21 protein-coding genes and 1 pseudogene are annotated in these 24,842 nt (G+C 66.5%); 12 read left to right on the forward strand and 10 right to left on the reverse strand.

Annotated elements, in window-relative coordinates:
- Nucleotides 1-67: 67 nt before the first annotated feature.
- From AC1DX5_RS06685 to AC1DX5_RS06700, 4 genes are all read right to left on the reverse strand, one after another.
- On the reverse strand, nucleotides 68-2,311 hold the full coding sequence (locus AC1DX5_RS06685) for a S9 family peptidase (protein WP_478014633.1): 2,244 nt from the start codon (nucleotides 2,309-2,311) through the stop codon (nucleotides 68-70).
- A 93-nt stretch (nucleotides 2,312-2,404) separates the two neighbouring features.
- Nucleotides 2,405-2,947 carry a hypothetical protein gene (locus AC1DX5_RS06690; RefSeq protein WP_478014634.1) on the reverse strand — a complete coding sequence of 181 codons (543 nt, stop codon included), beginning with the start codon at nucleotides 2,945-2,947 and terminating at the stop codon, nucleotides 2,405-2,407.
- Between the two features lie 168 nt (nucleotides 2,948-3,115).
- Complete coding sequence (locus tag AC1DX5_RS06695; protein WP_478014635.1) at nucleotides 3,116-3,670, reverse strand: DNA-3-methyladenine glycosylase I; 555 nt, start codon at nucleotides 3,668-3,670, stop codon at nucleotides 3,116-3,118.
- Nucleotides 3,667-4,989 (reverse strand): DUF418 domain-containing protein, encoded by a 1,323-nt coding sequence (locus AC1DX5_RS06700; RefSeq protein WP_478014636.1) that lies wholly within the window; start codon nucleotides 4,987-4,989, stop codon nucleotides 3,667-3,669. Before AC1DX5_RS06700 ends, AC1DX5_RS06695 begins: the two co-directional genes overlap by 4 nt.
- A gap of 275 nt (nucleotides 4,990-5,264) precedes the next feature.
- On the opposite strand from AC1DX5_RS06700, the gene AC1DX5_RS06705 reads away from it, so the two are divergent.
- From AC1DX5_RS06705 to AC1DX5_RS06750, 10 genes and pseudogenes are all read left to right on the forward strand, one after another.
- The gene (locus AC1DX5_RS06705) at nucleotides 5,265-5,570 is read left to right on the forward strand and encodes a hypothetical protein (RefSeq protein ID WP_478014637.1); all 306 of its coding nucleotides are present in this window, start codon (nucleotides 5,265-5,267) and stop codon (nucleotides 5,568-5,570) included.
- A gap of 78 nt (nucleotides 5,571-5,648) precedes the next feature.
- Nucleotides 5,649-6,779: an efflux RND transporter periplasmic adaptor subunit gene (locus tag AC1DX5_RS06710; protein ID WP_478014638.1), complete on the forward strand. Its 1,131-nt coding sequence runs from the start codon at nucleotides 5,649-5,651 to the stop codon at nucleotides 6,777-6,779.
- A 3-nt stretch (nucleotides 6,780-6,782) separates the two neighbouring features.
- On the forward strand, nucleotides 6,783-9,962 hold the full coding sequence (locus AC1DX5_RS06715) for an efflux RND transporter permease subunit (protein ID WP_478014639.1): 3,180 nt from the start codon (nucleotides 6,783-6,785) through the stop codon (nucleotides 9,960-9,962).
- A 164-nt stretch (nucleotides 9,963-10,126) separates the two neighbouring features.
- Nucleotides 10,127-11,251, forward strand: coding sequence for an AraC family transcriptional regulator (locus AC1DX5_RS06720; RefSeq protein ID WP_478014640.1), 1,125 nt, complete (start codon nucleotides 10,127-10,129; stop codon nucleotides 11,249-11,251).
- A gap of 113 nt (nucleotides 11,252-11,364) precedes the next feature.
- Nucleotides 11,365-14,022 carry a TonB-dependent receptor plug domain-containing protein gene (locus AC1DX5_RS06725; protein WP_478014641.1) on the forward strand — a complete coding sequence of 886 codons (2,658 nt, stop codon included), beginning with the start codon at nucleotides 11,365-11,367 and terminating at the stop codon, nucleotides 14,020-14,022.
- Nucleotides 14,023-14,113: 91 nt separating this feature from the next.
- Nucleotides 14,114-15,721 (forward strand): AMP-binding protein, encoded by a 1,608-nt coding sequence (locus tag AC1DX5_RS06730; protein WP_478014642.1) that lies wholly within the window; start codon nucleotides 14,114-14,116, stop codon nucleotides 15,719-15,721.
- Nucleotides 15,702-16,586, forward strand: coding sequence for a 3-hydroxyacyl-CoA dehydrogenase family protein (locus AC1DX5_RS06735; protein ID WP_465173512.1), 885 nt, complete (start codon nucleotides 15,702-15,704; stop codon nucleotides 16,584-16,586). Before AC1DX5_RS06730 ends, AC1DX5_RS06735 begins: the two co-directional genes overlap by 20 nt.
- A gap of 22 nt (nucleotides 16,587-16,608) precedes the next feature.
- Nucleotides 16,609-17,895, forward strand: coding sequence for a spinster family MFS transporter (locus tag AC1DX5_RS06740; protein WP_478014643.1), 1,287 nt, complete (start codon nucleotides 16,609-16,611; stop codon nucleotides 17,893-17,895).
- Nucleotides 17,892-19,553, forward strand: coding sequence for a carboxylesterase/lipase family protein (locus tag AC1DX5_RS06745; RefSeq protein ID WP_478014644.1), 1,662 nt, complete (start codon nucleotides 17,892-17,894; stop codon nucleotides 19,551-19,553). Before AC1DX5_RS06740 ends, AC1DX5_RS06745 begins: the two co-directional genes overlap by 4 nt.
- Before the next feature lie 68 nt (nucleotides 19,554-19,621).
- Nucleotides 19,622-19,765, forward strand: a pseudogene (locus AC1DX5_RS06750) (VOC family protein); the annotation flags it as partial.
- On the opposite strand, the gene AC1DX5_RS06755 reads toward AC1DX5_RS06750, so the two are convergent.
- Nucleotides 19,766-20,362 (reverse strand): CGNR zinc finger domain-containing protein, encoded by a 597-nt coding sequence (locus AC1DX5_RS06755; RefSeq protein WP_478014645.1) that lies wholly within the window; start codon nucleotides 20,360-20,362, stop codon nucleotides 19,766-19,768.
- An 85-nt stretch (nucleotides 20,363-20,447) separates the two neighbouring features.
- Here AC1DX5_RS06755 and AC1DX5_RS06760 point away from each other — a divergent pair, with 85 nt between their 5' ends.
- Nucleotides 20,448-20,957, forward strand: a complete 510-nt coding sequence (locus tag AC1DX5_RS06760) for a lipocalin-like domain-containing protein (protein ID WP_478014646.1) — start codon at nucleotides 20,448-20,450, stop codon at nucleotides 20,955-20,957.
- Nucleotides 20,958-21,570: 613 nt separating this feature from the next.
- Here the strand turns inward: AC1DX5_RS06760 and rplS are convergent.
- Genes rplS through AC1DX5_RS06780 form a run of 4 tightly spaced genes read right to left on the reverse strand, consistent with a single transcriptional unit; the run spans nucleotide 21,571 to nucleotide 23,332 of the window.
- The gene (gene rplS / locus AC1DX5_RS06765) at nucleotides 21,571-21,960 is read right to left on the reverse strand and encodes a 50S ribosomal protein L19 (RefSeq protein WP_465176829.1); all 390 of its coding nucleotides are present in this window, start codon (nucleotides 21,958-21,960) and stop codon (nucleotides 21,571-21,573) included.
- A gap of 1 nt (nucleotide 21,961) precedes the next feature.
- On the reverse strand, nucleotides 21,962-22,693 hold the full coding sequence (trmD, locus tag AC1DX5_RS06770; protein ID WP_478014647.1) for a tRNA (guanosine(37)-N1)-methyltransferase TrmD: 732 nt from the start codon (nucleotides 22,691-22,693) through the stop codon (nucleotides 21,962-21,964).
- The gene (locus AC1DX5_RS06775; protein WP_478014648.1) at nucleotides 22,690-23,067 is read right to left on the reverse strand and encodes a PIN domain-containing protein; all 378 of its coding nucleotides are present in this window, start codon (nucleotides 23,065-23,067) and stop codon (nucleotides 22,690-22,692) included. The genes trmD and AC1DX5_RS06775 overlap by 4 nt, the downstream gene beginning before the upstream one ends.
- Nucleotides 23,060-23,332: an AbrB/MazE/SpoVT family DNA-binding domain-containing protein gene (locus AC1DX5_RS06780; RefSeq protein ID WP_478014649.1), complete on the reverse strand. Its 273-nt coding sequence runs from the start codon at nucleotides 23,330-23,332 to the stop codon at nucleotides 23,060-23,062. Before AC1DX5_RS06780 ends, AC1DX5_RS06775 begins: the two co-directional genes overlap by 8 nt.
- 104 nt (nucleotides 23,333-23,436) lie before the next feature.
- Between AC1DX5_RS06780 and AC1DX5_RS06785 the strand changes: the two genes are divergently transcribed.
- Nucleotides 23,437-24,348: an NAD(P)/FAD-dependent oxidoreductase gene (locus tag AC1DX5_RS06785; protein ID WP_478014650.1), complete on the forward strand. Its 912-nt coding sequence runs from the start codon at nucleotides 23,437-23,439 to the stop codon at nucleotides 24,346-24,348.
- On the opposite strand, the gene rimM is transcribed toward AC1DX5_RS06785, so the two are convergent.
- On the reverse strand, nucleotides 24,338-24,817 hold the full coding sequence (rimM, locus tag AC1DX5_RS06790) for a ribosome maturation factor RimM (protein ID WP_478014651.1): 480 nt from the start codon (nucleotides 24,815-24,817) through the stop codon (nucleotides 24,338-24,340). The two genes, AC1DX5_RS06785 and rimM, sit on opposite strands and share 11 nt — an antisense overlap.
- Nucleotides 24,818-24,842: the final 25 nt, after the last annotated feature.

The raw sequence follows: 24,842 nt of genomic DNA on the forward strand, positions 1-24,842 counted from the left end.
CGCCGTCATCCTCGTTGGCCGGGACGGCGATTCTCCCTTGGTCCCGCCCCGGCCAGCGCAGTGCCGTCTATTTCCCGAGCTTCTCGTCGAGGAAATCGAAGATCGTCGTCCAGACATGCACGTCCTTGCCCGCGCTGTGCGTCTTGCCCGGGTAGAACATCATCTGGAACGGCACATTCTGCGCCTGCATCTTGGCGGCGAACGCGGTCGAATTGTCGAGCACGACATTGTCGTCGGCCATGCCGTGGATCAGCAGCAACGGATCCCTGATCTTCGCCGCATCGTCGATCGCGTCGGACGCAGCATAGGCCTTCGCGTCCCGTTTCGGGTCGCCCATGTAACGCTCGGTATAATGGGTGTCGTACAATTCCCATTTGGTCACTGGTGCGCCCGAAATGCCCGCCGCATAGACGCCCGGGTTCGCCTCGAGCATCTTCAGGGTCATGTAGCCGCCATAGGACCAGCCATAGGTCGCGACCTTCGCCGGATCGATGAATGGCTGGGTCTTGATCCATTTCGCGGCCGTGAGCTGATCCTCGACCTCAACGCTGCCCATTGCGCGATAGATATGGTCCTCGAACGCCTTGCCGCGGTTGTTCGAGCCGCGATTGTCGATGCGGAAATAGACATAGCCGCGGCTGACGACATATTGCGCCAGCGGGCTCTGCCAGGCGCGCGTGACCTGCTGGCCGGTGCCCGGTCCGCCATAATGTTCGAAGAACACCGGATATTTCCGGCCCGGCTCGAGCGTCGGCGTGATCATCTCGTACCAGAGCGTAGTGCCGTCAGCCGCCTTGAAGCTGCCGAAGCTCTTGGCCTGGTGGCTCGCGAGATACGGGTAATAGGGATGCCCCGGCACCACCGCATTCTCGTTGACCCAGGCGATGCGCTTGCCCGCCGCATCGGCGAGGAAAGTCTGGGGCGGCTGGGTCGGGTTGGAGCGGGTGACGATCAGCCGGCTCGCTGCCTTGTCCATCTTGCCGGCGTTCCACCAGCCCAGCTCGGTCAGGCGGGTGATGTCGTTGGGCCGCGCGATATCCACCGAATAGACATGCTGCTCAAGCGCGCCGTCCTTGTTGCCGGTGAAGAAGATCCGGCCCTTGGCTTCATCCACCCCGTTCAGCGCCTGGACGGTCCATTCGCCCTTGGTCAGCTGAGTCCACTTGCCCTTGGCGAAGCGATAGAGATGGCCATAGCCGTCGCGCTCGGAGCGCCAGATCAGGCTGCCGTCCTTCATCGGATGATAGGCGTCCGACAGGTTGATCCAGCTCCGCTCGCCCGATTTCTCGGTGAACAGGATCGTGCTCTTGCCCGTCGCCGGATCGACCTTCAGCACATCGAGCGTTTTCTGGTCGCGGCTTTCGCGCTGGACCAACAGGGTCTGGCCATCGGGCGTCCAGTCGACCCGGGCGAGATAGATGTCGGGATCATTGCCAAGATCGACCTTCACCTGGCCGGTCCCATCGGCATTCATCACATACAGCTCGACCAGCACGTTGGGCGTGCCCGCGGCGGGATAGCGCTGGTTATAAACCCTGGTCCCGTCGGCCCCGATCGCAGCGCGCGTGACGATGCCCACGGGCGCTTCGTCGAACCGCTCGACCGCGATGCGCGCGTCGTTCGGCGACCACCAATAGCCCGTGGTGCGATCCATTTCCTCCTGCGCGACGAATTCCGCCTCGCCCCAGTGCACCGTCCCCGCACCAGTGGTCGTCACCTGCTTCGCCGCACCGCCGCCGAGCGGCTGGACGAACAGATTCTGGTCGCGCACGAAGCTGACGAAGCCGCCCTTCGGGCTGACCACCGGGTTGAGCTCGCCGTCCGGCGTGTTGGTCAGGCGCGAGACCTTGCCGTCGAGCGTCGCCAGATACAGATCGCCGTCGAGCGGAACCAGAAGCGACGTGCCGTCGGGCGCCCAGTCATAAGCGACGATCCCGCGCGTCCCGCCGATGCGCGCGCGCTCGCGCTGCATCTTCTCGGCTTCGGACAGCTCGGCGCCGCTGCCGACCTTCTTGGAATCCACCAGCATGCGCTCCTTGCCGGTCCTGGTGTCGAGCGCCCACAGGTCGAGCCGATCCTTGTCGTCGGGCCGTGGCTTGAGCGAGGTGAGCAAGCTCCCGTCCGGCGACAACTTCAGTGCGCGCGGCTGCGCGCCGGCAAGGTCGGGGCTGGAGAACAGGCGTTCGAGCGTCAGCGTCTTCGCCCCCGCATCGGCGGGCGCGGCCGTCACCGGCGCGCCGGGCTCAGCGGCCATGACAGGGGTCGCCAGTGCGGCGAGCATGACGCCCGCCAGCAGCCAGGATTTCGGCATCGATCATCTCCAGTCCCGATAATTCAAAGCCCGGCGAATGCGGGCGCATGCCGTCGCTTATTGCGGGGTGTCGCATTGTCGTAAAGAGGCGCGCTACCAGCGGAAGATCGGGATCGGATTGAGCGGGTGCGCGGCGAGCCCCTGCCCCACCAGCTTCACCAGCCGCCAATGGAAGCCGGCATCGGGAAAGGCCCGTTTGAGCGCACCGACAAAGGCGGGCGGCAGTCCCCGGCGCATGATCCCCAGCGACACATCGGCGAGATCGGCCTGGCGAAACACCTCGACCAGCGGAAAGCGCGGGTCGTGATAGGGCGTGATCTTGTGGTGCAGGTCGATCATCAGCGCGATCTCCTCCGCCCAGTCGTCCAACCCCTCCCGGACCAGCCAGGCCCGTGCCAGCGCGATCGACGGCGGCAGATAATCCGCCGTCCCCGCCGACCAGATACCGAGATCGTGGAACGCCCCGGCAATGACGATCCGCCGCTTCTGCTCCTCGCTCCACTCACCCAGCGCGAAGGCGAAGTTCACCACGCGGCAGACATGGTTGCGATAGCCGGCATAATCGTCGCCGATCGTCTCCCGCCATTCCGACAGGATCGCCTCGAGCAATGGCAGGTCGCGAACCACCGTCGGCATCGCTCTTTCCCCGCGATACGAATAGGCCAAGCCTGGCGCCTAAGGCGAAAGATCGCAACCTATCCCCGTTCGGGCTGAGCTTGTCGAAGCCCTGCTCTTCCTCCCGGTCGGAGAAGAACAGCCCTTCGACAAGCTCAGGGCGAACGGAGGGAGGTAGTTGTGCGCCATCTACCCCTTGTTCCGCCGGAAACACCCCGCCGCATGATCGTCGACGATCCCCACCGCCTCCATCCAGGCATAGACGATCACCGGCCCGACGAACTTGAACCCGCGCTTCTTCAGCGCCACCGACATCTGCTCCGACAGCGGCGACTTGACCGGCAGATGCATCCCGTCGCCCAGGATCGGCGCGCCGCCCGCCATGCCCCAGACAAATGCGGAGAAATCCTCGCCCGCCTCGCGCATCGCGAGATAGGCCCGGGCATTGCCGATCGTTGCCTCGATCTTCAATCGCGACCGCACGATCCCGGCATCGCCGAGCAACCGCGCCACATCCTCTTCGCCGAACCGCGCAACCACCTCGGGATCGAACCCCTTGAACGCCTCGCGGAACGCATCGCGCTTGCGCAGGATCGTGATCCAGGCGAGCCCCGCCTGGAACCCGTCGAGCATCAGTTTCTCCCACAGCGCCCGGCTGTCGCGCTCGGGCACGCCCCATTCCGCGTCATGATAGGCGCGCATCTGCGGGTCGTTGCCGGCCCAGGCGCAACGTTGGAGAGTCACCCCGCCACCTTGCGAAACGGCAGCCGCCGCCCCTCCACGATCGACCGCCACGCCCATTCGACCGGCGCGATGCGGAAATGGCGGACATAGACATTGGCCAGCCACAACAGCCCGATATCGATGACCAGAGCCGTCACCATCATCGCCGCCCACCCTTGCGTGCCGTACAGCGCCAGCGCGAAGGGCGGATAGAGGATCCACAGGCAGATGATCGTCTGCAGCACATAGATCGACAGCGCCGTCCGTCCCGCCGCGACCAGCGGATGCACCAGCCGCGCGCCCATCACGCTCGTCGCCAGCAGGTTGATCAGGCCGACATGGCCGAGCGTCATCGCCTGCCGCGCGATCTCCTGTGTCGCCCAGCTGATGTGCGGCGCATCATCGAAGCGCATGATCTCCCCGGCGCCGAAGATGCGCAGCGATCCGCCGACCAGATAGGCCGCGATCGTCATCCGCCAGTAGAAGCGCCGCGACCGCTCCCCCTGCAAGATGCCCAGCTTGAACAGCGCCGCGCCGATCAGCATCAGGCTCGCCGATTCCCATATCGCGAACAGCTCGCCCGGACCGAACAGGCGCTCGGCGCTCATCCGCACCTGCTCGCTCACCCAGCGCACGGTCGTGCTCGACCGGTCGGCATCTTCCTTGGCGATCTCCGCCTGGCGCTCCGCGCGGTCCTTGGTCCGCTCGGCCTCGCGCTTCTGCGCCTTTGCCAAAGCCGCCTTGTCGTCCTTGCTCAGCACCTTGCCGGCCGCGCTCCGCGCCTTCAGCTCGGTAAGCTCGGCCTGCTGCTGCACGCCGCGATAATAGCCGAAATAGCCGGCACCGCCGAGTTGCGTCACCGCCATGAGCAGGCCGATCGCGATCAGCCAGCGCGGCCCGAGCCTGCGGAACCAGAACACCACCAGCGCGGCCAAACCATAAGTGTGCAGGATGTCCCCGCCCCACAGCAGGATGAACATGTGCACCAGCCCGAACGCCACCAGCACGATGTTGCGCCAATAATAACGCCGCATCACCTGCCAGCGCCCGGCCGCCTCGGCCGCGCGGCTCGTCAGGATCACCATGCCCGCGCCGAACAGCATCTCGAGCAGGCAGCGCGCCGTGCCGTTGGCGAACACCTCGCGCAGCCACCAGGCGACCTGGTCGACCGGCGCCCAGCCGAAATGCCGCACATCGCCCCCGGCGCGGAACGACGCGCCCATGTCGTTGACGTTCATGAACAGGATGCCGAGGATCGCCACCCCGCGCAGGATGTCCAGCACCGCGATACGCGGCGCGCCGTCCGGTTCCTCGACCCTGGCTGTCGTCTGCTCGGTCATCGCCTGGTCCCCAACGGCTGGAAGCCTTTGGGTAGCGCAGGACGGAGTGTGTTGCAATGATAATACACAACATGTCGCTTCATGGCTTGACCCTGTAGCGACTTCAGAGTGCATGGAGGCGATCGCCCACAGATTCGGAGCCCAATCATGGCGATCACTTCCGTGAAACGACTCCACGGCAACGCGGGATCGACGCCGCCAAAGGCTTTGCGATGACAGGGCCGGCGCGAGCCGCTATCCCGGCATCGATGCTCCGTCGTGGATGGCTCCTGCTCTTGTGCCTGCTTACGTCGTCTCTGCTGGCGACCGCGACCCTGTGCGCGCAGGAGGGCTATGCCGCCCCGGAGACCTCCTGCGGCGGAACCGCCCATGTCGACGGCGATGCCGATCAGGTGCCGGCGGACGCCGACCAGCCCTTTCCCCATCATCACGGCACCTGTCACGGGCACAGCCTCGGTGCACCGGTTGCGTCCGCGACGCTCCAGCCGGGCCTGATCGCGCGCGAGGCGCCCGACGCATCCGGCACGTCCCGCGTCGCACGGCGCCTGATCGGTCCAGCCTTCAAGCCGCCCCGCGCCTGATCGACAGCGCGCTCGCGCTTTCGCTCAAGCCCTGAAACCCGGTCGGCGCGGGCTTCCCGCCGTCCCAGGAAAATCGTCATGAAAATCATCGTCGGAGCATTGCTCCCGCTTGCCCTCGCTGCCTGTGGCGATGCGAGCCCCCCTCCCGAAAACCATGCCGAGGCGGAATTCCGCCATGACGACGGCGTGGTCCAGCTCACCCCCCAGCAGATCGCCACCGCGGGCATCGAGATCGTCAGCCCGACGATCGGCGGCAATGGCGGCACCATCGAGCTGCCCGCGCTGCTCGAAAGCGATCCGCAGGCAACGCGGATCGTCGCCGCCACCTTGCCCGGCCGCATCGTCGAGCTGCGCCACAATCTCGGCGACAGCGTGCGTGCCGGCGAGACCCTGGCGGTGCTGGAAAGCCGCGAGGCCGCCGGTCTTCAGGCGGAGGTGCAACGTGCCGCCGCCGGCGCCGATCTCGCACGCACGACGCTCGCGCGAGACGAAGCGCTCTACGCGAGAGGCTTCCGGCCCCGCCGCGAGGTCGACATCTCCCGCGCCGCCGCCCGACAGGCCGACGTGGCGCTGCGGCTCGCGCGCGAGCAGGTCGCCGCCAGCGGCGCGCGCGGTGGCAGCTACAACCGCATCGTCATCGCCGCGCCGATATCGGGCAGGATCATCGCGAGGCCCGCCATTCTCGGCCGGAATTTCGCGGCGGACGCAGCCGATACCGAGCTGTTCCGTATCGCCCGGCTGGATCGCCTCGGCGTCGCGTTGTCGCTGTCGCCCGCCGATGCCGGGCGCGTGCGGCCGGGCGTCACCGTGCAGGTCACCGCACCGGGCCGAAGCCAGTCCGCCCGCATCAGCTTCGTCTCGCCCGTGCTCGACGCCGCCACGCGCCAGGTGCCCGCCATCGCCATGCTCGACAATCGAGCCGGGCAATGGCGTGCCGGCGAGCCGGTCACGGCCTCGATCCAGCTTCCGGGCGGCAACGACGCCACGATCCGCATACCCTCCACCGCCGTCCAGACGCTCGACGGCAAGACCATCGTCTTCGCCCGCACCGGCACCGGCTTCCGCGCGACACCGGTCACGCTCGGCCGGCAGGATGGCGCCGCGGTCGTCGTGACCGCCGGCCTCAACGGGCGCGAGAAGATCGCCGCGGCCAACAGCTTCACGCTCAAGTCGGCGCTCGGCGCCGCCGAAGCCGGGCATGAGGACTGACCCGTGATCGACCATATCGTCACATGGGCCGTCGACCGGCGCTGGCTGGTCCTGCTGCTCACCGCCATCGCCGCGACCATCGGCAGCATCTCGCTCGCGCGCCTGCCGATCGACGCCGTGCCCGACATCACCAACAACCAGGTGCAGGTGAACGTCATCGCGCCCGCTCTGTCGCCGGAACTGATCGAGAAGCAGGTCGCCTTCCCGATCGAGACCGCGCTAGCCGGCATCAAGGGGCTGGAAAGCACGCGCTCGTTGAGCCGCAACGGCTTCGCGCAGGTCACCGCGATCTTCTCGGATTCGACCGACATCTATTTCGCCCGTGCCCAGGTACAGGAACGGCTGACCGCCGCGCAGGAAACATTGCCCTCGGGCGTCCGGCCGGAAATGGGCCCGATCGCGACCGGCCTCGGCGAAGTCTATATCTGGACCCTGCGCTATGCCGAACGCGCGCACGACCAGCACCGCCCGGGCGAACCCGGCCTGCAACCGGACGGGAGTTATATCACCCCCGAAGGCGACCGGCTGGCGAGCGAGGCCGACAAGGCGACCTATCTCCACACCGTGCAGGACTGGATCGTCGCGCCACAGATCAAGGCGATCGACGGCGTCGCCGGGATCGACTCGCTCGGCGGATACGAGAAGGAATATCTCGTCGTCCCCGACGTCCAGCGGCTCGCCGCGCTGAAACTGTCGCTCGCCGATCTCGCCACCGCGCTCGAACGCAACAACGTCGCGACCGGCGGCGGCACGGTGAACCGCAACGGCGAGGGCCTGGCAGTCCGCGCCGACGCGCGCATCCGCACCCTCGCCCAGTTGCGCGGCACGGTCATCGCCACGCGAGAGGGCGTGCCGATCACCCTCGATCAGGTCGCCGAAGCGCGGCTCGGCCAGGGCGTGCGCATGGGCGCCGGCTCGGAAAATGGCCGCGAAGTGATCACCGGCACCGCGATCATGCGCATCGGCGAGAACAGCCGCACCGTGTCGACCGGCGTCGACGCCCGGCTCAAGGCGATCGCGCCTTCACTACCGCGCGACATCGTGATCGAACCGGTGCTGGACCGCACCAGGCTGGTCGACGCCACCATCGCGACGGTCGCGAAGAATCTGTCCGAAGGCGCCCTGCTCGTCATTATCGTGCTGGTCCTGCTGCTCGGCAATTTCCGCGCGGCGCTGATCGCGGCACTGGTGATCCCGATCACCATGCTGCTCACCGGCTTCGGCATGCTCCGCCTCGGCGTTTCGGCCAATCTGATGAGCCTCGGCGCGCTCGACTTCGGCCTGATCGTCGATGGCGCGGTGATCATCGTCGAGAACGCACTGCGCCGCATCGCCGGGCGCCAGCATGCCGAAGGACGACCGCTGCTCCTCCCGGAGCTGCTCGCCACCATCACCGCCGCCGCGCGCGAGATGATCCGCCCTTCCGTCTATGGCCAGGCGATCATCATCCTCGTCTATGTCCCGCTGCTCACCCTCACCGGCGTGGAGGGCAAGACGTTCGAGCCGATGGCGCTCACCGTCATCATGGCGCTGATCTTCGCCTTCATCCTGTCGCTCACCTTCGTTCCCGCGGCGATCGCGGTCGCGCTGTCACGCCCGGTCGAGGAAAAGGAAGGGCGCGTGCTGGGCTGGCTGCGCCGGCGCTACGAACCCGGCCTCGACCGCGCGATGAAGCGGCCGAAGCTGACGATCGGCATCGCGATCGGCGCGCTGACATTGGCGGCCGGCGCCTACACCACGCTCGGCCAGGAATTCCTGCCCCAGCTCGACGAGGGCGACGTGCTCGTCTCCGCCTTCCGCGTGCCGGGCACCTCGGTCGAGCAGAGCCAGAAGATGCAGGCCCGGATCGAACACGCGCTGAAAGGCATGCCCGAGATCCGCACCGTTTTCTCCCGCACTGGCACGGCGGAGGTCGCATCCGATCCGATGCCACCCAACGCGACCGACACCTTCATCATGCTCAAGGACCGCAGGTTCTGGCCCAACCCGTCCGAAGAGAAAGCCGCCGTGGTCGAACGCATCGAGGCGCGGATCGCGCAGGTGCCCGGCCATGCCTATGAAGTCACCCAGCCGATCCAGATGCGCTTCAACGAGCTGATCGCCGGGGTGCGATCGGACGTGGCGGTCAAGATTTTCGGCGAGGACTTTGCCGAGATGAATGCCACCGCCGCCCGGATCGCCGGCGTGCTTCGCCGCACGCCGGGTGCCGAGGACGTCAAGGTCGAGCAGACCGAAGGTTTGCCAATGCTCGACATCGCCTATGTGCAGGATCGCGCCGCGCGTGTCGGCGTCAGCGCGCAGGACGTCGCCGATACCGTCGCCACCGCGGTGGGCGGGCGCGAGGCGGGGCGGATCTTCGAGGGCGACCGCAGCTTCCCCGTCGTCATCCGCCTCGCCGATGCGGCGCGCGCCGATCTCGAAACGCTCGGCCAGACGCCGGTACCGACCCCGGCCGGCAGCTTCGTCCCGCTCGCCTCGGTCGCCGACATCCAGGTCCTGAACGGCCCGAACCAGATCAGCCGCGAAAACGGCAAGCGCCGCGTGGTGGTACAGGCCAATGTCCGCGGCCGCGATGTGGCGAGCGTCGTCGCCGAAGCACGGACGGCAATCGCACGCGAGGTGCAGCTTCCCGCCGGCACCTGGCTCGAATGGGGCGGCCAGTTCGAGAATCTGGCCTCGGCGCGCGACCGGCTCGCGCTGGTCGTGCCGGCCTGCTTCGCGCTGATCATGCTGCTGCTGTTCGGCGCGCTCGGCAACATCCGCGATGCCGCGATCGTCTTCACCGGCGTACCGCTCGCGCTGGTAGGCGGCGTGCTCGCTCTGCTGTTGCGCGGCATGCCCTTCTCGATCTCCGCCGCGGTCGGGTTCATCGCGCTGTCGGGCATCGCCGTGCTCAACGGGCTGGTCATGCTCACCTCGATCCAGCAGCTCGTTGCCGAGGGGCACGACCGTGCGTCAGCGGCACGGGAGGGTGCGCTGGCGCGCCTGCGCCCGGTGGTGATGACGGCGCTGGTGGCGAGTCTCGGCTTCGTACCGATGGCGCTCGGTCACGGCGCCGGCGCCGAAGTGCAGAAGCCGCTTGCCACGGTGGTGATCGGCGGCCTAGTCAGCGCGACCTTGCTCACCCTGTTCCTGCTGCCGACGCTCTACCGGCGGTTCGGCGCGGCGGGGCCTGCATCATAGGGCGACCGCTATCCGTTCAGGGCCGGACCCTGCGTGCCTCGCAGCAGCGCATCCCTAGCTTTTCGATCGAACGCGTAGTTTAAGCGGTCGAAGATGGCCGATCCAACGGTCGCTCACCTGGTTGTGCCGCGCGTTGCGGGCGATCGTGAAAGTCTCTGGTTCCGATGGCCGATGTTACCGACATGCCCGATATAGCGCTGGAACACACCGCGCCCAAGCGGTTGGCCGGGCTGGACGGCATTGCCGTGGAACGCCTCCTCGGCGGGGCCGTGTTGAAGGGGCAGGATCCGCACGCATTGCTCCGCGAAGCGGGCATCGACCCGGCAGTGTATGGCAACGACCAGGCGTCGATCGATGGCCGCGACCTGTTTCGCCTCGTGCGGCAGGCTCAAATCGCGCTGGATGATTCCTTTTTCGGCTTCTTCGCGGAGCGGTTCCGGCTCGCGCTCGAGCTGGAACGCACGCTCACCTATCTGCACTGCGAGACATTCGGGGAATCGATCCGGGTCAGCATCCGCTTCACCCAGGCATTGTCGGGAGACATTGGGCCCCAGCTCGTCGAAGACCATGCCGGCCTCAAGCATGTCTGCGTCTATCACACCGTCGATGGCGTGGACCGCGACATCTTCGTCTGGCTGCGCTTCGTATGGATTTTCCAGTGGTTCAGTTGGCTCATCGGACGTCCGCTGCGCCTCCGCGGCGTCAGCGTGCGCGCCGCGCGGCCGGTGCAGGCGAACGGCTTCGATCGGTTCGCTCTGTTCGGCTGTCCGATCGAGTATGAGGCGCCGATCGATGCGCTTTGCTATGATCGCGCCGATCTCGGCGCGCCGCTGGTCCACCGCACGCTCGCCGAATTCGAAGAATATAATGCGAGCAATCCCGACTGGTTCGCGACGCCGATCGGCCGTTCGACCTGGCGCGCGCAAACCGAGCAAGCGCTCGTCGAGCTTCAGCGCGCAAAAATCTGGTCGGCCCCGATCGAATCCGTCGCAGCGCGATTGCGCAGCCGCCCGCGCCGGCTCCGGCGCGATCTCGCGCGGGAGGGTGAGAGCTTCCAGCACATCAGGACGCGACTCCGCGGCGAGCTTGCGGCGGCCTATCTGCTGGCGACGGAGCTTCCGATAACCGAAGTCGGCTACCGCGTCGGGTTCAGCGAGCCGGGCAGCTTCACCCGCAACTTCGCTGAATGGGCGGGCGTGACGCCGAGCGACTACCGCGCGCGCTACAAGTCGGACAGCGGACGTGTCACGGCGGCGACGCTGCTGCTCAGCGATCGAACAACCGCCTAGACTCGTGGCGACAAGTTGGTCACTTGCGTTAAATCTTCCTGTCACACTGGTCATCGCCACGGAGCCGCCTGATCGACCACATGCTCCCAAGATAAAAAATATGGGAGGATGTCATGACCGGTAATCGGAATCTCAACGCTCGCCTGCTCGGTACCTCGGCATTCGCCGCGATGCTGTGCGCAGCCGCGCCGGCATGGGCTCAAAGCACGGACACCGGCGCCGCAGCGGACGCGCAGGTTTCTCCGTCCGATGCAAGCGCAGCTGACGGCGACACGACCGAGATCGTCGTCACGGGCACCAGCATTCGCGGCGTTCCGCCCACCGGGTCCAACCTGATCCGGCTGTCGCGGGACGATATCAAGCTGATCGGCGCGGCGACCACGCCCGATCTGCTCGCCACCGTGCCGCAACTGAACAGCTTCAATACCGCACCCCGGACCAGCAACGGCGGACTGGGTTCCTTCGCCCCCGGCCTCCGCGGCCTGCCGTCGAGCGCGACATTGCCGTTGATGAACGGGCATCGCCTGATCTCGGGAAGCACGCAGCAAACCAATCCCGATTTTCCCTTCCTGCCGGAACTGGCGATCGAACGGGTGGAAATCGTCGCGGACGGTGCGTCGGCCATCTATGGCTCGGATGCCGTTGCCGGCGTGGTGAACTTCATCACACGCAATCACTTTTCCGGTGTCGAAGCCACCGCCCGCTACGGCATGGCGGACGACTATCACACGTTCAGTGCCGGCGGCATCGTCGGCAAGGACTGGGGCAGCGGATCGATCGCGGCGTCGTACCAATATGCGGAGAGCAACAACATCACGGGCGACGACCGGCGTTATCGCTCGCTCGATTTCAGGGCGGCCGGCGGTGTGGACACCCGCGCGACCGTGTGCCCGGCGGCAAACGTCAATCTGTTCCTTGGCACGATCTACGCCGCGCCCGGCCTTGCGCCAGGGATCAACACCTGTGACCCGAGAGGGCCCGTCGACCTTCTTCCCGCCAATCGCACGCACAGCGCGTTCCTGACCGCGCGCCAGGACGTCGCCACGAACGTCACGCTGTGGGGCGAAGTCCTTTATTCGGACCGCAAGGATACGGTCCAGGCCGCGTTGCCCGGCCAGACCTTCGTGCTCATTCTTCCGTCCAATCCGTTCTACCGCGCACCGCCCGGCACCGCGGCGGGGTATGAATATGTCGATTTCCGGCCTGACAACCTCGTCGGCGCCGATCATTTCGATCAGACCTATCGAGTAAGAAGCGGCAATTCGTCGGTGGGTGTCGACGCGAAACTCGGCGATTTCAAGCTGACGGCCTCGGGCACCTTCAACTGGTCGCGCAACGACACGTTCCAGCCCGGGATCAACACCACGGCGCTGACCGCGGCCGCAGCCGGAACCACGCGCGCGACCGCACTGGATCCGTTCGGAACCGGCACCAGCCCGGCGGTCGTCGCGGCGATCCTGAACAACCCGACCGATTTCATCAATCACCAGCGCACCAAATTGGGCGCTGTCAGGATCGACGGCCCCTTGGCCGAACTGCCCGGCGGGCAGATCAAGATCGCGGCCGGTGCCGAATATCGCCGCGAGACCTATGACCAGCGGGGCTCCAGCGGCGGTGTCGGGTTCCCCGAAGATCTCGATCGCAACGTCGGCTCGCTCTACGGCGAACTGTTCGTGCCGTTCTTCGGTCAAGGGAACGCAGCACCCTTCATGCACAGCCTCTCGCTGTCGCTGTCGGGGCGCTATGACCATTATAGCGATTTCGGGTCCACCACCAATCCGAAGGTCGGCATCGATTGGGCGCCGTTAGACGGGCTTACCCTGAGGGGCACCTACGGACGCTCGTTCCGCGCACCGGGGCTGCGCGATCTGGGCTCGACCGTCGGCTCCTATTACGCGGCAGCCTCTCTGGTCGACGCCTTTGGCGTTCGCGATCCCTCGCGCGGCGCAACCCAGGTCAATACGATCCTGCTGCTCGGCGGCAACAAGTCGCTAAAGCCCGAAAAGGCCCGCACCTTCTCGTTCGGCGCGGATCTGCGGCCGACCTTCCTTCCCGGCTTCAGCGCGAGCGTAACCTTCTACGACATCGTCTATAACGACGTGATCGGCACGCCATACGGGCTGGGCGCGCTGATCTTCACCGATCCGACCTTCGCGTCGCGGGTCCTCCGCAATCCGTCGGCCGCGCAGGTGGCCAGCGGCATCAGCAATACCGTGCCCTTCTACTTCACCTTCGCCGCGGTCCCGACGGTCGGGAACTTCCTCGATCTTCGCCAGGGCAATTTCGGGGTGCGCAAGACCAACGGCCTCGACTTCGACGTGAATTATCGCCGTCAGACCTCGTTCGGTTCGGCGTTCGCCGGCGTCGCCGGCAACTACATCTTCACCTACAAGACGCAGTTCTCGGCGACCTCCATCGTCAGCAACTCGCTGGATGCCGGTATCCCGCGCACGACGCTGCGGACGACCCTGGGCGTCACGGCCGGTCCGGTCACCCTGGTCAATTTCGTCAATCATCGCAGCGGCGTGACCGGCCCCTATGCGACCCCGACCGGATCGAGCGTCTACACCGCCAAGGGATACACCACCGTCGATCTGCGGCTGTCGGTGCGGCTGCCCAATGTCGGCCTTGCGAAGGGCACGGAGCTGTCGCTGCAGATCAACGACCTGTTCGACGCGACGCCGCCCTATTTCCCGGCCACCGACGGGATCGGCGGCGGCTACAATGTCATCGGGCGTTACGCCGCCATGAGCCTGCGCAAGGCATTCTGACCGATCGAACGGGCAGCGGGAGATCGCGGCGATGGCCGCGGTCTCCTTCGGCCCTCCTGCCCCCTCGCACCAGCGGCAAGTATTCCACCAGATGCAACATTACGCCTTCACCCTCGACAAATTCATCGACCACGCCGCCAAATGGCATGGGGCCGGCACGGTCGCGACCGCATCGCGCGGCGCGGTCCTGCAGCGTGCCGGCTATGCCGACCTGCGCGCGCGCAGCAACCGGCTCTCCGGCGCGCTGCTGGCCATCGGGCTCCGGGTCGGCGACCGCGTCGGCACGCTGGCGTGGAATACGCAGCATCATCTCGAGCTCTATTATGCGACGATGAATGCCGGCTTGGTGTGCCATACGCTGAATCCCCGGCTTACCGCGGCGCAGCTCGCGGCGATGATCAACGAGGCGGAGGACCGCGTGCTGGCGATCGCCGCGACCCTCGCACCGATATTGGCGGAAGTGCTGCCGCTTTGCCCGAGGGTCGAGCGAGTCATCATGCTCGATGCGCCTGCCGATCCGGCCCTTGTCGCCGGCTGCGCGGTGCCGGTCGAGGGGCTCGACGCCCTGGTCGAGGCACATGGCCGCGCCATCGAATGGGGGCAGTTCGACGAGACCAGCCCTGCCGGCCTGTGCTTCACCTCGGGAACGACCGGCAAGCCCAAGGGCGTGGTGTTCACCCACCGCTCCAATTATCACCACACGCTGATGTCGATCCAGCCCGACGCCTATTGCCTGTCGGCGAAGGACATCATTCTCGTCGCCATCCCGATGTTCCATGCCAATGCCTGGGGGTTCCCCTTCTCCGCGCCGGCGGTGGGCGCGAGCCTGGTGCTGCCCGGGCGCGAGCTGGACGGCGCCAGCCTGGCGGCGCTGATCCGCAGCGAGAAAGTGACCATCGCCGGCGGCGTGCAGACCGTCTGGATCGGCCTGCTCGACCATCTCGACGCCACCGGCGAGGACGTGCCGAGCCTCGAGCGCCTCATCATCGGCGGATCGAAATGCCCGGAGGCGCTGATCCGGCGCATGGAGGAGCGGCTGGGCGCGCGCGTCCAGACGACCTGGGGCATGACCGAGATGTCGCCGCTCGGCACCGTGGATTCGGTGCAGTTTCCGCCGGCTGCCGAGCGGTCCTCCGGCCGCCCGCCATTCGGCGTCGATCTCAGGCTCACCGATGCCGATGACGTCACCTTGCCGGAGCAACGCGGCGTGATCGGGCATCTGAAGGTCAAGGGACCTGCGGTGATCGACCGCTATTTCAACGCGGCAGACAGCGCGCTCGATCCGGAAGGCTATTTCGACACCGGCGATCTCGCCACCATCGACGAAAGCGGCGCGCTGACGATCTGCGGGCGCTCCAAGGACCTGATCAAGTCGGGCGGCGAGTGGATCAACCCGGCGGAGATGGAAGCGATCATCGGCCGCGATCCGCGCGTCGGCCAGGTCGCGGTGATCGGCAAGCCTCACCCTAAATGGGGCGAGCGCCCGGTGCTGGTGGTGGAGCTCAGCCTCGGCGACACCGGCGACGCCTGGGCGCTGATCGAGGCGCTGCGCGGCAGAGTAGCCGATTGGTGGCTGCCCGATGAAATCATTCAGCTGCCGCGCATGCCGCTGGCGGCGACCGGCAAGATCGACAAGGTCCGGCTCCGCACCGCTCATGCGCAAGGGGAGTTCGACCATTATGTCGCCGCTCGCCCCTGAACTGAAGATCGGCCCTGACCTGAAGATCGGTGTCGTCGGCGCGGGCCTGATGGGCGCGGAGATCGCGCTCGTCTTCGCGTTGGCGGGCATGGACGTGCTGCTCAACGACAGCAATCCGGCGGCATTGGACGCCGCAATGGCAAGGCTCGGCACAGTCCTGGATCGCGGCATCGCGCGCGGATTCTACACAGCGGATCAGCGCACCCTGGCGCTCGAACGGCTGCAGCCCGCGCCCGATCTCGCCCGTTTCGGCGACCGCGACCTGGTGACCGAGGCAGTGTTCGAATCGCTCGACGTCAAGCGCACGGTCCTCACCGCACTCGACCATGCCTGCCCGCCGGCATGCATCATCGCATCGAATACCTCCACCCTGCCGATCTCGACGCTCAGCGCGGCCTTGCCGCCCGAGCGCAGGGCGAGATTCCTCGGCACCCATTATTTCTCGCCGGTCTCGCGGATGCAGTTGGTCGAGGTCGTCCCGGCCTTCGACACGGATCCCGACATCCTCGCCTGGACCCTCTCCCTGCTCGCCCGCGTCGGCAAGCAACCGATCGCGGTCAAGGACGTCGCCGGCTTCGCGGTGAACCGGATGCTGCACGCGATGCTGATCGAGGCAGTGCGGCTGGTCGAGGAAGGCGTCGCGACGCCCGAGGACCTGGACACGGCCTGCCGTCTGGGGCTCGGCCATCCGATCGGGCCGTTCGCCCTGATGGACGCTGTGACGTCTAGCCTGTGCGTCCAGGTCCAGGAGATCCTGCTGGATTCCTACGGCGAGCGCTTCCGCCCGCCGCCCCTGCTCAAGCAGCGTGTCGCCGCCGGCTATGCCGGCGGACGGGGCAAGCCGGGCTGGCTCGGCAAGGCTTGAGGAGAGACGCGTGGAACAGCCAATGACTACTCGATCGAGCCGGGGCGCCACCATCACGCTGGCGATGCTGTGTTTCGTCTATGTCCTCAATTTCCTCGATCGCCAGCTGATCTCGATCCTCGCCAAGCCGATCCAGGACGGCCTGCACGTCAGCGATGGCCAGCTGGGCATGATCACCGGCTTCTATTTCGCGTGCTTCTACTGCGTGATCGCGATCCCGATCGGCTGGCTCGCCGATCGCACCAACCGGGTCCACGTCCTGTCGGTCGCCTGCGCGATCTGGAGCGCGGCGACCGCGGCCTGCGGTTTGGCCGGCAGTTACGGCCAGCTCGTGGCGGCGCGGATGATGGTCGGCATCGGCGAGGCAGGCGGCGTGCCGCCATCCTACGCGATCATCTCGGACTCCTTTCCGCGCGAGCGGCGCACCACGGCGATGGCGATCTTCAATCTCGGACCGCCGATCGGGTCGGCGCTGGGCGTTGCCTTCGGGGCCACGCTGGCGGCGGCCTTCGACTGGCGTACGCCCTTCTACGTGATCGGCGCGATCGGCGTGGTCGCTGCCCTGGGCGTCTGGCTCATCGTCCGGGAGCCCGCGCGCGGCCAGAAAGACGCGCCGTTGGACGCATCCACCCCCCGCCCCGAGCCGCTCGGGCTTGTCGCGACGATCGCGCAGTTCTTCCGTAATCCGCTGCTGCTGATGGCCTCGCTGGCCAGCGGCGCGGGCAATTTCATCACCTACGGACTGCTCAATTTCACGACGCTGTTCCTGATGCGCGAAAAGGGCATGGCGCTGGGCGACGTCGCGGTCTGGTACGCGCTGGTCGTCGGCATCGGCATGGGCGGCGGAATCTTCGCCTCGGGGCGGATCGTCGATCGGTTCGCGGCGCGCAGCAAGGCGGCCTATGCCACGGTCCCGGCCATCTCGCTGCTGCTGGCCCTGCCCTTCTTCCTCGGCTTCGTCTGGGCGCCGACTTGGCAGCTGGCCCTGGCCTTTCTGTGCGTGCCGATGTTCCTCAATTCCTTCTTCCTGTCTGCGACCGTCACCTTCGTGCAAGGCGAGGTTCCGGCCGAGCGGCGCGTGATCTCCGGCGCGCTGCTGCTGCTGGTGATGAACTTCATCGGCCTCGGCCTCGGCCCGACCTATGTCGGCATGGCCAGCGACTTCTTCCGGCCAACGCATGGCGGTCACGCCCTCCAGGCCGCTTATTACGCCCTCGCCCCCATGTACCTGATCGGAGCCGCGCTCTTCCTGGTCCTGGGTCGCCTGATCCGTCGCAACGAACGTCTCCACGAAGGAGCCCTGTCATGAAGAGCCTGTCGCACCTGCTGATCGCCGCCATCGCCACCTTCGGGGCGTTTGTCCTGCCCGCCGGCGCAGGCGCGTCGCCGCCCGGCCAGGCGCCGGTCGTCAAGGCCCCGGCCGGATCGGTGAGCGGCCTGCGCGAGGGCAATGCCGATGTATTCCGCGCAATTCCCTATGCGCTGCCGCCGGTCGGTCAGCGCCGCTGGCGCGCGCCCGCGCCGATGCCGCAGTGGAAAGGCGTGCGACCCGCGAAAACCATGGGCGTCGCCTGCATGCAGCCGCCGATGGCGGCGGGTCCCTATGATCGCGGCAAGGTCGCGATGTCGGAGGATTGCCTGACGCTCGATGTGACCGCACCGGCGAACGCGCGCAACGCGCCGGTGATGGTGTGGATTCATGGCGGCACGCTGATCTGGGGTTCGGGCCATTCGCCGATGTACGACGGCGGGGCGTTCGCCAAACGCGGCGTCGTGCTTGTCTCGATCAACTATCGCCTCGGCGTGTTCGGCTATCTCGCCCACCCCGAACTGAGCAAGGAATCGTCGGAAGGCGTCTCCGGCAATTACGGCCTGCTCGACCAGATCCAGGCGCTGCAATGGGTGCGCAGGAACATCGCCGCGTTCGGGGGCGATCCGCGCAACGTGACGATCTTCGGCGAATCGGCGGGCGCGCTCAGCACCGAATATCTGCTCGCCTCGCCGACGGCGCGCGGCACGTTCGACCGGGCCATCGTCGAGAGCGGCTATCTGTTCACCATGCCCGAGCTACGCAGCAAGCGCGGGGAAGAGTTCGCCGCCGAGGACATCGGCGTCTGGCTGGCGGGCAAGCTGCAGGCGCCCAATCTCGCGGCACTGCGCGCGATGGATGCGCGCCAGCTCGCCGATGCCTCCGCTGCCACAGGCTATGTCCCCTATGGCACGATCGACGGCAAAATCCTCAAGCGCCAGCTCGTCGACACCTTCGATCGCGGCGAGCAGGCGCCGGTGCCGCTCATCGCCGGATTCAACAGCGGCGAGATCCGCACGCTGCGCCACTTGCTGCCGCCGGTTCCGCAAAGCGCGCAGGCCTATGCGGACGAGATCAAGGCGCGGTACGGCGACCTCGCCGACGCCTATCTGCGCCTCTACCCCACGTCCCGCGACCTCGCCCAGAACGGCCTGGACAGCACGCGCGACGCAGTGTTCGGCTGGGCCTCGGAACGGCTTGTGCGCAAGCAGGCCGCGCTCGGCCAGCCGGCATACCTCTATTATTTCAGCCACAGCTATCCGAGCGCGGACGCCGCGGACATGACAGGCTTCCACGCCAGCGAGGTGCCGTTCGTGTTCGGGACGATGACCAATACCCCGTCCTTCTGGCCGGCGATCCCCAACACGGCCGCTGAGCGGCGCATCTCGGACCAGATGCTCGACTACTGGACGGGTTTTGCCCGCAACGGGACGCCATCGTCCCCCAACGGACCTGCCTGGGCGCCGTTCGGTACCGGGAGCGCCTTCATGCACTTCGGCGAAAGCGCGAACGCCTCGACCGGGTTCATGCCGGGCATGTACGCGCTTCACGAGCAAGTGATGTGCCGACGCCGGGCGGAAGGCAGCCAGTCCTGGACCTGGCGCACAGGGAGCAGTGCGCCGGTTCTGCCGGCTGCGACCTCTGGCTGTGCGCAATAATCGCTTAGGGATTACGGTATTGCGTCGACAGGCGCAAAGCTGTTGCTGATCGCCGTCCGTCGGCTGCCGTGGTCGACGACCTGGACGAGATCGAACGCCGTGTGGTCGCCGCCGGGCTCGAACCCTTCTCGCACGGCGATTACGAACCCGGCCGGCGCTTCTATTTCTTCGATTACGACCGGATCGAATATGAGATCGTCAGCTACGGGTAATCAGGAGGCCTCCCGCCGCCGCCGCCTGAACTCAGCGACCTTGGCCTTGTTGCCGCACCCGGTCATCGAGCACCAGCGGCGGTCGCCACCCCGCGAGGTATCGAGGAACAGCAGCGCGCAACCGTCGGATTCGCATTGGCGCAGGCGCCCGTCCGGATCTGCGCCGAACAGCTGGATCGCGTCGCGCGCGAGCGTCGCGAGGAAAGCGCCCGGCGAACCGTCGAGACGGAGGCTCCCATCTTCTCCCAAATGCGGCACGGCCGACGGCGCCTGCGCGATCCGGTTCAGCGTCGTGACGGCGTCGGGAAGCATGGGCCCGCCGGCGATCACCGCGGTGGAGAGCGCATAGATCGCCTCGCGCAGCGCGCGGGCGCTGGAAAGGTCGTCCGCCGTCGACGGCAGCCGGGAGGCCAGGCCAGCGGCCGCGAGCCATCGATCGAGATCGGCCGGGGTCGCGAGCAGGTCGCGCGGCGAAGGCTTCATCCGGGCGGCCAGCGTCGCGGCGAAATCGAGCGCCGCATGGCCTCCGCGGAAACGGAAACCGTCGCGCAGTTCGGATGTGGCCAATGACGGAGGTCGTATCTTCTGCCGGCTCATGAAACCCCATTGACAGGTTACCGACGCCGTCGCAACACATGTCGTGTAACCCGCTGAGTCGGTTACTCACTGAAAGGCGCTGATCATGTCGACACCCATCACGATGCTGCTGGCGGGCTGGCTCCTTCTGGCACCGGCCTCCGCCGTTTCGCCCCCTGATCCCGCGCCGCTGTCCTTGACCGGCACCTGGACGATGGAATCCGCTTACGAAATACGCGCCGACGGCACACGCGTGACGGGCTATGGCGAGCATCCCCAAGGGCTGCTGACCGTCGATGCGTCGGGCCGTTACAGCCTGCAGATCTTTCGGGTCGACCGCCCCAAATTCGCTTCGGGCGACAAGACCAGCGGATCGCCCGACGAATATCGCCAGGCCGTATTGGGATCGAGCACCCATTTCGGCCGGGTGACGGTCGATCGGGCGCGGCACCAGCTGCTGTTCGACATCCAGGCAGCGTCCTTCCCCAATTGGGAAGGCAGGAAACAGGTCCGCGACTACACCTACGCGAACGACCTGTTGTCCTATGCCGTCCCGGCGAACGCTTCGGGCAATGGCACCATCGCCTATTCGGTGTGGAAACGGGCGAGTCCGTGACGAAGCCTGCGGCCATGCACGATGATTTCCACAGTGCCGCCTGGGCCGAGCATCACACCCGGCTCTCCGGGACGATCGCCGCCATCCTCATGCGCGTGAGTCAAGCATTTGCGCGGCTCGCAAAACGGGCACGAAAGCCATCGCCGCCGCGCCCCTCGTGATACAAGCCCGCCGGCGCTTCCATTTTCTCGATGACGACCGGATCGAATAGGGGATCGTCAGCTCTGCTCGATTCAACCCACGCGCGCGGTGTGGCAGCAGGCGCGGCCGGTGCGCGCATCTGCGCCGGCCCGCTCCTTCTCATCGTGATATCATTTCAGGCATGTTTTTACCGCGGTAACAGCGGAAAACAGCGGAACTTTCCCGCTGTTTTCGGCCGATTTTACCGCTGTTATGCTTAACAGCGGTATCGCCTCTCAAGTCTCTATAAATATTGGGGAAATCCGGCTCCAAAATCCAACATAACAGCGGAAAGAAAAAATGCGCTGCGCGCAACAGCGCAAAAGCCGAGTCGCTGTTGGAGATCGCCGGCCCTTCCAGGCACAACGAAACGGGGCGTGGAAACCATCGTCCCCACGCCCCGTTCGAAACTTCGGCGAAAATGCCTGACCGATTACTCGGCAGCGGTAACCTTGGCCGGACGCGTGTCGCGGCGTTCGGCGATACGCGCCGACTTGCCGGTGCGGCCACGCAGATAATAGAGCTTCGCGCGACGCACGGCGCCCTTGCGGACCACTTCGATCGAATCGATGTTCGGCGAATAAAGCGGGAAAACGCGCTCGACGCCCTCACCGAACGAAATCTTCCGCACGGTGAAGTTGGAGCCCATGCCCTTGTTCGAACGCGCGATGCACACGCCTTCATAGTTCTGAACGCGGGTACGCTCGCCTTCCACGACCTTCACGCCGACCTTCAGCGTGTCGCCCGGGCGGAATTCCGGGATCTTCTTGTTCTCGAGAAACTTGGCAATGTTCTCGGCTTCGATCGTCTGGATGAGATTCATCTCATTCGTCCTTCGTCTGTCGCCGCGCACCAGAGGGCGACTGGACCCGAGCGCCCTCATGGCGCTCCCAAAGGTCCGGCCGCCTTAGCCGTGTATCGGTCTCGGCCATGAGCTTTCGCCATGCCTCGATCCTCGCATGATCCCCCGATCGCAGCACTTCGGGGATCGTGCGCCCTTCCCATTCAACAGGTCGGGTATATTGCGGGTATTCGAGCAGCCCCGTTTCGAAGCTCTCGTCCACACCGCTGGAAGCCGCGCCCATTACGCCGGGAAGCAGCCGAATGCAAGCGTCGAGCAACACCAACGCCCCCATCTCCCCGCCGGAGAGGATATAGTCGCCGATCGACACCTGCTCGACCTGCCGTCCCTCGAAGATCCGCTCGTCGAAACCCTCGAACCGGCCGCATAAAATGGTGACGCCCGGCCCCTCGGCCAGCGCCCGGACCCGCTCCTGGCTCAGCGGCGCGCCCCGCGGCGTCATGGCCAGGATGGGTCGGTCATCGGCGACGCTGTCGATCGCCGCGGCCAGTACATCGGCGCGCAGAACCATCCCTGCCCCGCCCCCGGCCGGCGTATCGTCGACGGTGCGGTGTTTGTCCGCCGCGAAGTCCCGGATATTGACCGCATCGAGCGACCATCTCCCCTCGCCCAGCGCCCGCCCGGCCAGCGACACGCCGAGCGGCCCGGGGAACATGTCCGGGTAGAGCGTGAGGACGGTGGCGGCGAAGGTCATAAGGTCCAGTTCTCGATCCTGAGGCCGGGGATGTCGGCGAAGTCGCGTTCGTTGTTGGTGACGAGGGTCAGGCCAAGTGTCAGAGCATGCGCCGCAATCAAGCGGTCGAAGCGCCCGCGCTTGAACGGCAACCTCGCATAGACAAGCGCTGCCTCCGCGTCGAACGGCAGGACTTGAAGATTGGCGAACAATCGCCGCGCTTCCCGCTCCGCATCAAGCGCCTTCGCGCCGAGCATCACCTCGGCGAACGCAACTGCCGAGGTCGCGATCGTTTCGACAGGACGCTCCTCGACTCGCGCCTTTGCTTCGAGAGAAAGACCACCGAGAAGATAGATCAGGATATTGCTGTCGAGCAGAAACTTCGGGTCAGTCACGCTTCAGCAGCTTCCCTTCCCAGTCGAGTTCCCGTTCCTCGAACTCACGGTCCTCGGAGGTCAGCAGCTTCAGCCCTGGGATCGATCCATAGATGCCGGTCAAATCAATCCTGCGCGGTTCGGCCGCAACCGGCTCGACGATGAACCGCCCCTTCTCCTCGCGCACGGTCATCTCGACCCCGGCTTCGATGCCGAGCGACTTGGGCAGCCTCAGGGCAACCGAGTTGCCCGACTTGAAGGTACGCGACTTGCGTGGAGCGTTCATATCAGTCTCCGTATATACGTAATGTATATACATTCCGATGTTCATACCGTCAATCGTTGCCACCTGCCGGGAACCATCCTCGCCGCCGACCTTTAAGGCTGGGCATGGAAGACTGCATCATCATCGGGGCCGGCCCCGCCGGGCTGACCGCCGCGATCTACCTTGCCCGTTTCCATCTCTCGATCCGCCTGTTCGACTGCGGCTCCAGCCGCGCGGCGCTGATCCCGCGCACGCACAACCATGCAGGCTTTCCGGGCGGCATCGCGGGCAAGGAGTTGCTCGCCCTGATGCTGGCCCAGGCCGAAAGCTTCGGCGCCCGGCGCGAACTGGCCGAGGTCTCGGCGATCGTCCCGTCGGAGGACGGGTTCGAGGTCCATGTCGGCCAGGGCGGTACCGTCTTCCGCGCCCGTACCGTGCTGCTCGCAACCGGCGTGCTCAACAACCGCCCCGACATGCCCGCCGACGAGCATGACGCAGCGCTGTCGCGCGGGCTGCTGCGCTATTGCCCGATCTGCGACGGCTATGAGGTCACCGACCAGCGCGTCGGCGTGATCGGCACCGGCGAGCATGGCATGCGCGAGGCGCTGTTCCTTCGCGGCTACACCGACGACGTCACCCTGATCGCGCCCGGCGCCGCGCATGATCTCGACGCGGCCTGCCGTGCCAAGCTGGAAGAGGCGGGCATCCTCCATGTCGACGGCCCCTGCACTCCCCTGCGAGTGGCTACGGACACGATCGTCGCGACGACACCCGCTGGCGATCTGCATTTTGACAGCATCTACCCCGCGCTCGGCTCGCGCATCCGCTCGGGCCTCGCCGTGGCGGCCGGGGCGCGGGCATCGGAGGATGGGTGCCTGGAGGTCGACGACCATCAGCGCACCTCGGTCCCCGGCCTGTTCGCGGCGGGCGATGTGGTGAAGGGGCTGGATCAGATCAGCCACGCGATGGGCGAAGCCGGCGTCGCCGCGACGACGATCCGCAACCTGCTCGACGAGCGCCGCCCGATCAGGCGGTGACGAACTCCTCGGCGACGACCATCCGCTCCGCGTCCCACTCAGGCACTGCCTCGGGCCGCATCGGCACCATGAAGCGCTTGCCGTCGGGCCGCTCGATCTCGATCACGTCGCCCGCCCCGAAATCGTCGATCGCGACCACGCGACCGAGGTCCTCGCCCGTCGTCGAAACGGCCGGCAGGTCGAGCAGATCGGTATGGTAATATTCGCCCTCTTCGAGCGGAGGCAGCGCCGATCTCGGCACCGTCAGTTCGGTGCCGCGCAGCGCCTCGGCGGCGTTGCGGTCGTTGATCTCGGCAATGCGCGCGATGGTGCCATTGCTGCCCGGGCGCACCGACTTGAGCGTCAGTGTCCCGTCGTTGAAGCGTTGATAACTTTTCAGGTCCTCGGTGAAGACCTTGAGACGGACCTCCCCCGTCACGCCGTGCGCGCCGATGATGACGGCGAGCGTGACGGGGGCGTCCTTAGGCATCAGCCCTCGGCCGGAGCCTGAGCCG

Source organism: Sphingomonas sp. P2_B6, from assembly GCF_056404755.1.

Excerpts from the sequence above, each read along its gene's own strand:
- AC1DX5_RS06685 (WP_478014633.1), bottom strand. The coding sequence starts at position 2,311 with ATGCCGAAATCCTGGCTGCTGGCGGGCGTCATGCTCGCCGCACTGGCG.
- AC1DX5_RS06690 (WP_478014634.1), bottom strand. The coding sequence starts at position 2,947 with ATGCCGACGGTGGTTCGCGACCTGCCATTGCTCGAGGCGATCCTGTCG.
- AC1DX5_RS06700 (WP_478014636.1), bottom strand. The coding sequence starts at position 4,989 with ATGACCGAGCAGACGACAGCCAGGGTCGAGGAACCGGACGGCGCGCCG.
- AC1DX5_RS06710 (WP_478014638.1), top strand. The coding sequence starts at position 5,649 with ATGAAAATCATCGTCGGAGCATTGCTCCCGCTTGCCCTCGCTGCCTGT.
- AC1DX5_RS06720 (WP_478014640.1), top strand. The coding sequence starts at position 10,127 with ATGGCCGATGTTACCGACATGCCCGATATAGCGCTGGAACACACCGCG.
- AC1DX5_RS06725 (WP_478014641.1), top strand. The coding sequence starts at position 11,365 with ATGACCGGTAATCGGAATCTCAACGCTCGCCTGCTCGGTACCTCGGCA.
- AC1DX5_RS06730 (WP_478014642.1), top strand. The coding sequence starts at position 14,114 with ATGCAACATTACGCCTTCACCCTCGACAAATTCATCGACCACGCCGCC.
- AC1DX5_RS06735 (WP_465173512.1), top strand. The coding sequence starts at position 15,702 with ATGTCGCCGCTCGCCCCTGAACTGAAGATCGGCCCTGACCTGAAGATC.
- AC1DX5_RS06740 (WP_478014643.1), top strand. The coding sequence starts at position 16,609 with ATGACTACTCGATCGAGCCGGGGCGCCACCATCACGCTGGCGATGCTG.
- AC1DX5_RS06745 (WP_478014644.1), top strand. The coding sequence starts at position 17,892 with ATGAAGAGCCTGTCGCACCTGCTGATCGCCGCCATCGCCACCTTCGGG.
- AC1DX5_RS06755 (WP_478014645.1), bottom strand. The coding sequence starts at position 20,362 with ATGAGCCGGCAGAAGATACGACCTCCGTCATTGGCCACATCCGAACTG.
- AC1DX5_RS06760 (WP_478014646.1), top strand. The coding sequence starts at position 20,448 with ATGTCGACACCCATCACGATGCTGCTGGCGGGCTGGCTCCTTCTGGCA.
- rplS (WP_465176829.1), bottom strand. The coding sequence starts at position 21,960 with ATGAATCTCATCCAGACGATCGAAGCCGAGAACATTGCCAAGTTTCTC.
- trmD (WP_478014647.1), bottom strand. The coding sequence starts at position 22,693 with ATGACCTTCGCCGCCACCGTCCTCACGCTCTACCCGGACATGTTCCCC.
- AC1DX5_RS06780 (WP_478014649.1), bottom strand. The coding sequence starts at position 23,332 with ATGAACGCTCCACGCAAGTCGCGTACCTTCAAGTCGGGCAACTCGGTT.
- AC1DX5_RS06785 (WP_478014650.1), top strand. The coding sequence starts at position 23,437 with ATGGAAGACTGCATCATCATCGGGGCCGGCCCCGCCGGGCTGACCGCC.
- rimM (WP_478014651.1), bottom strand. The coding sequence starts at position 24,817 with ATGCCTAAGGACGCCCCCGTCACGCTCGCCGTCATCATCGGCGCGCAC.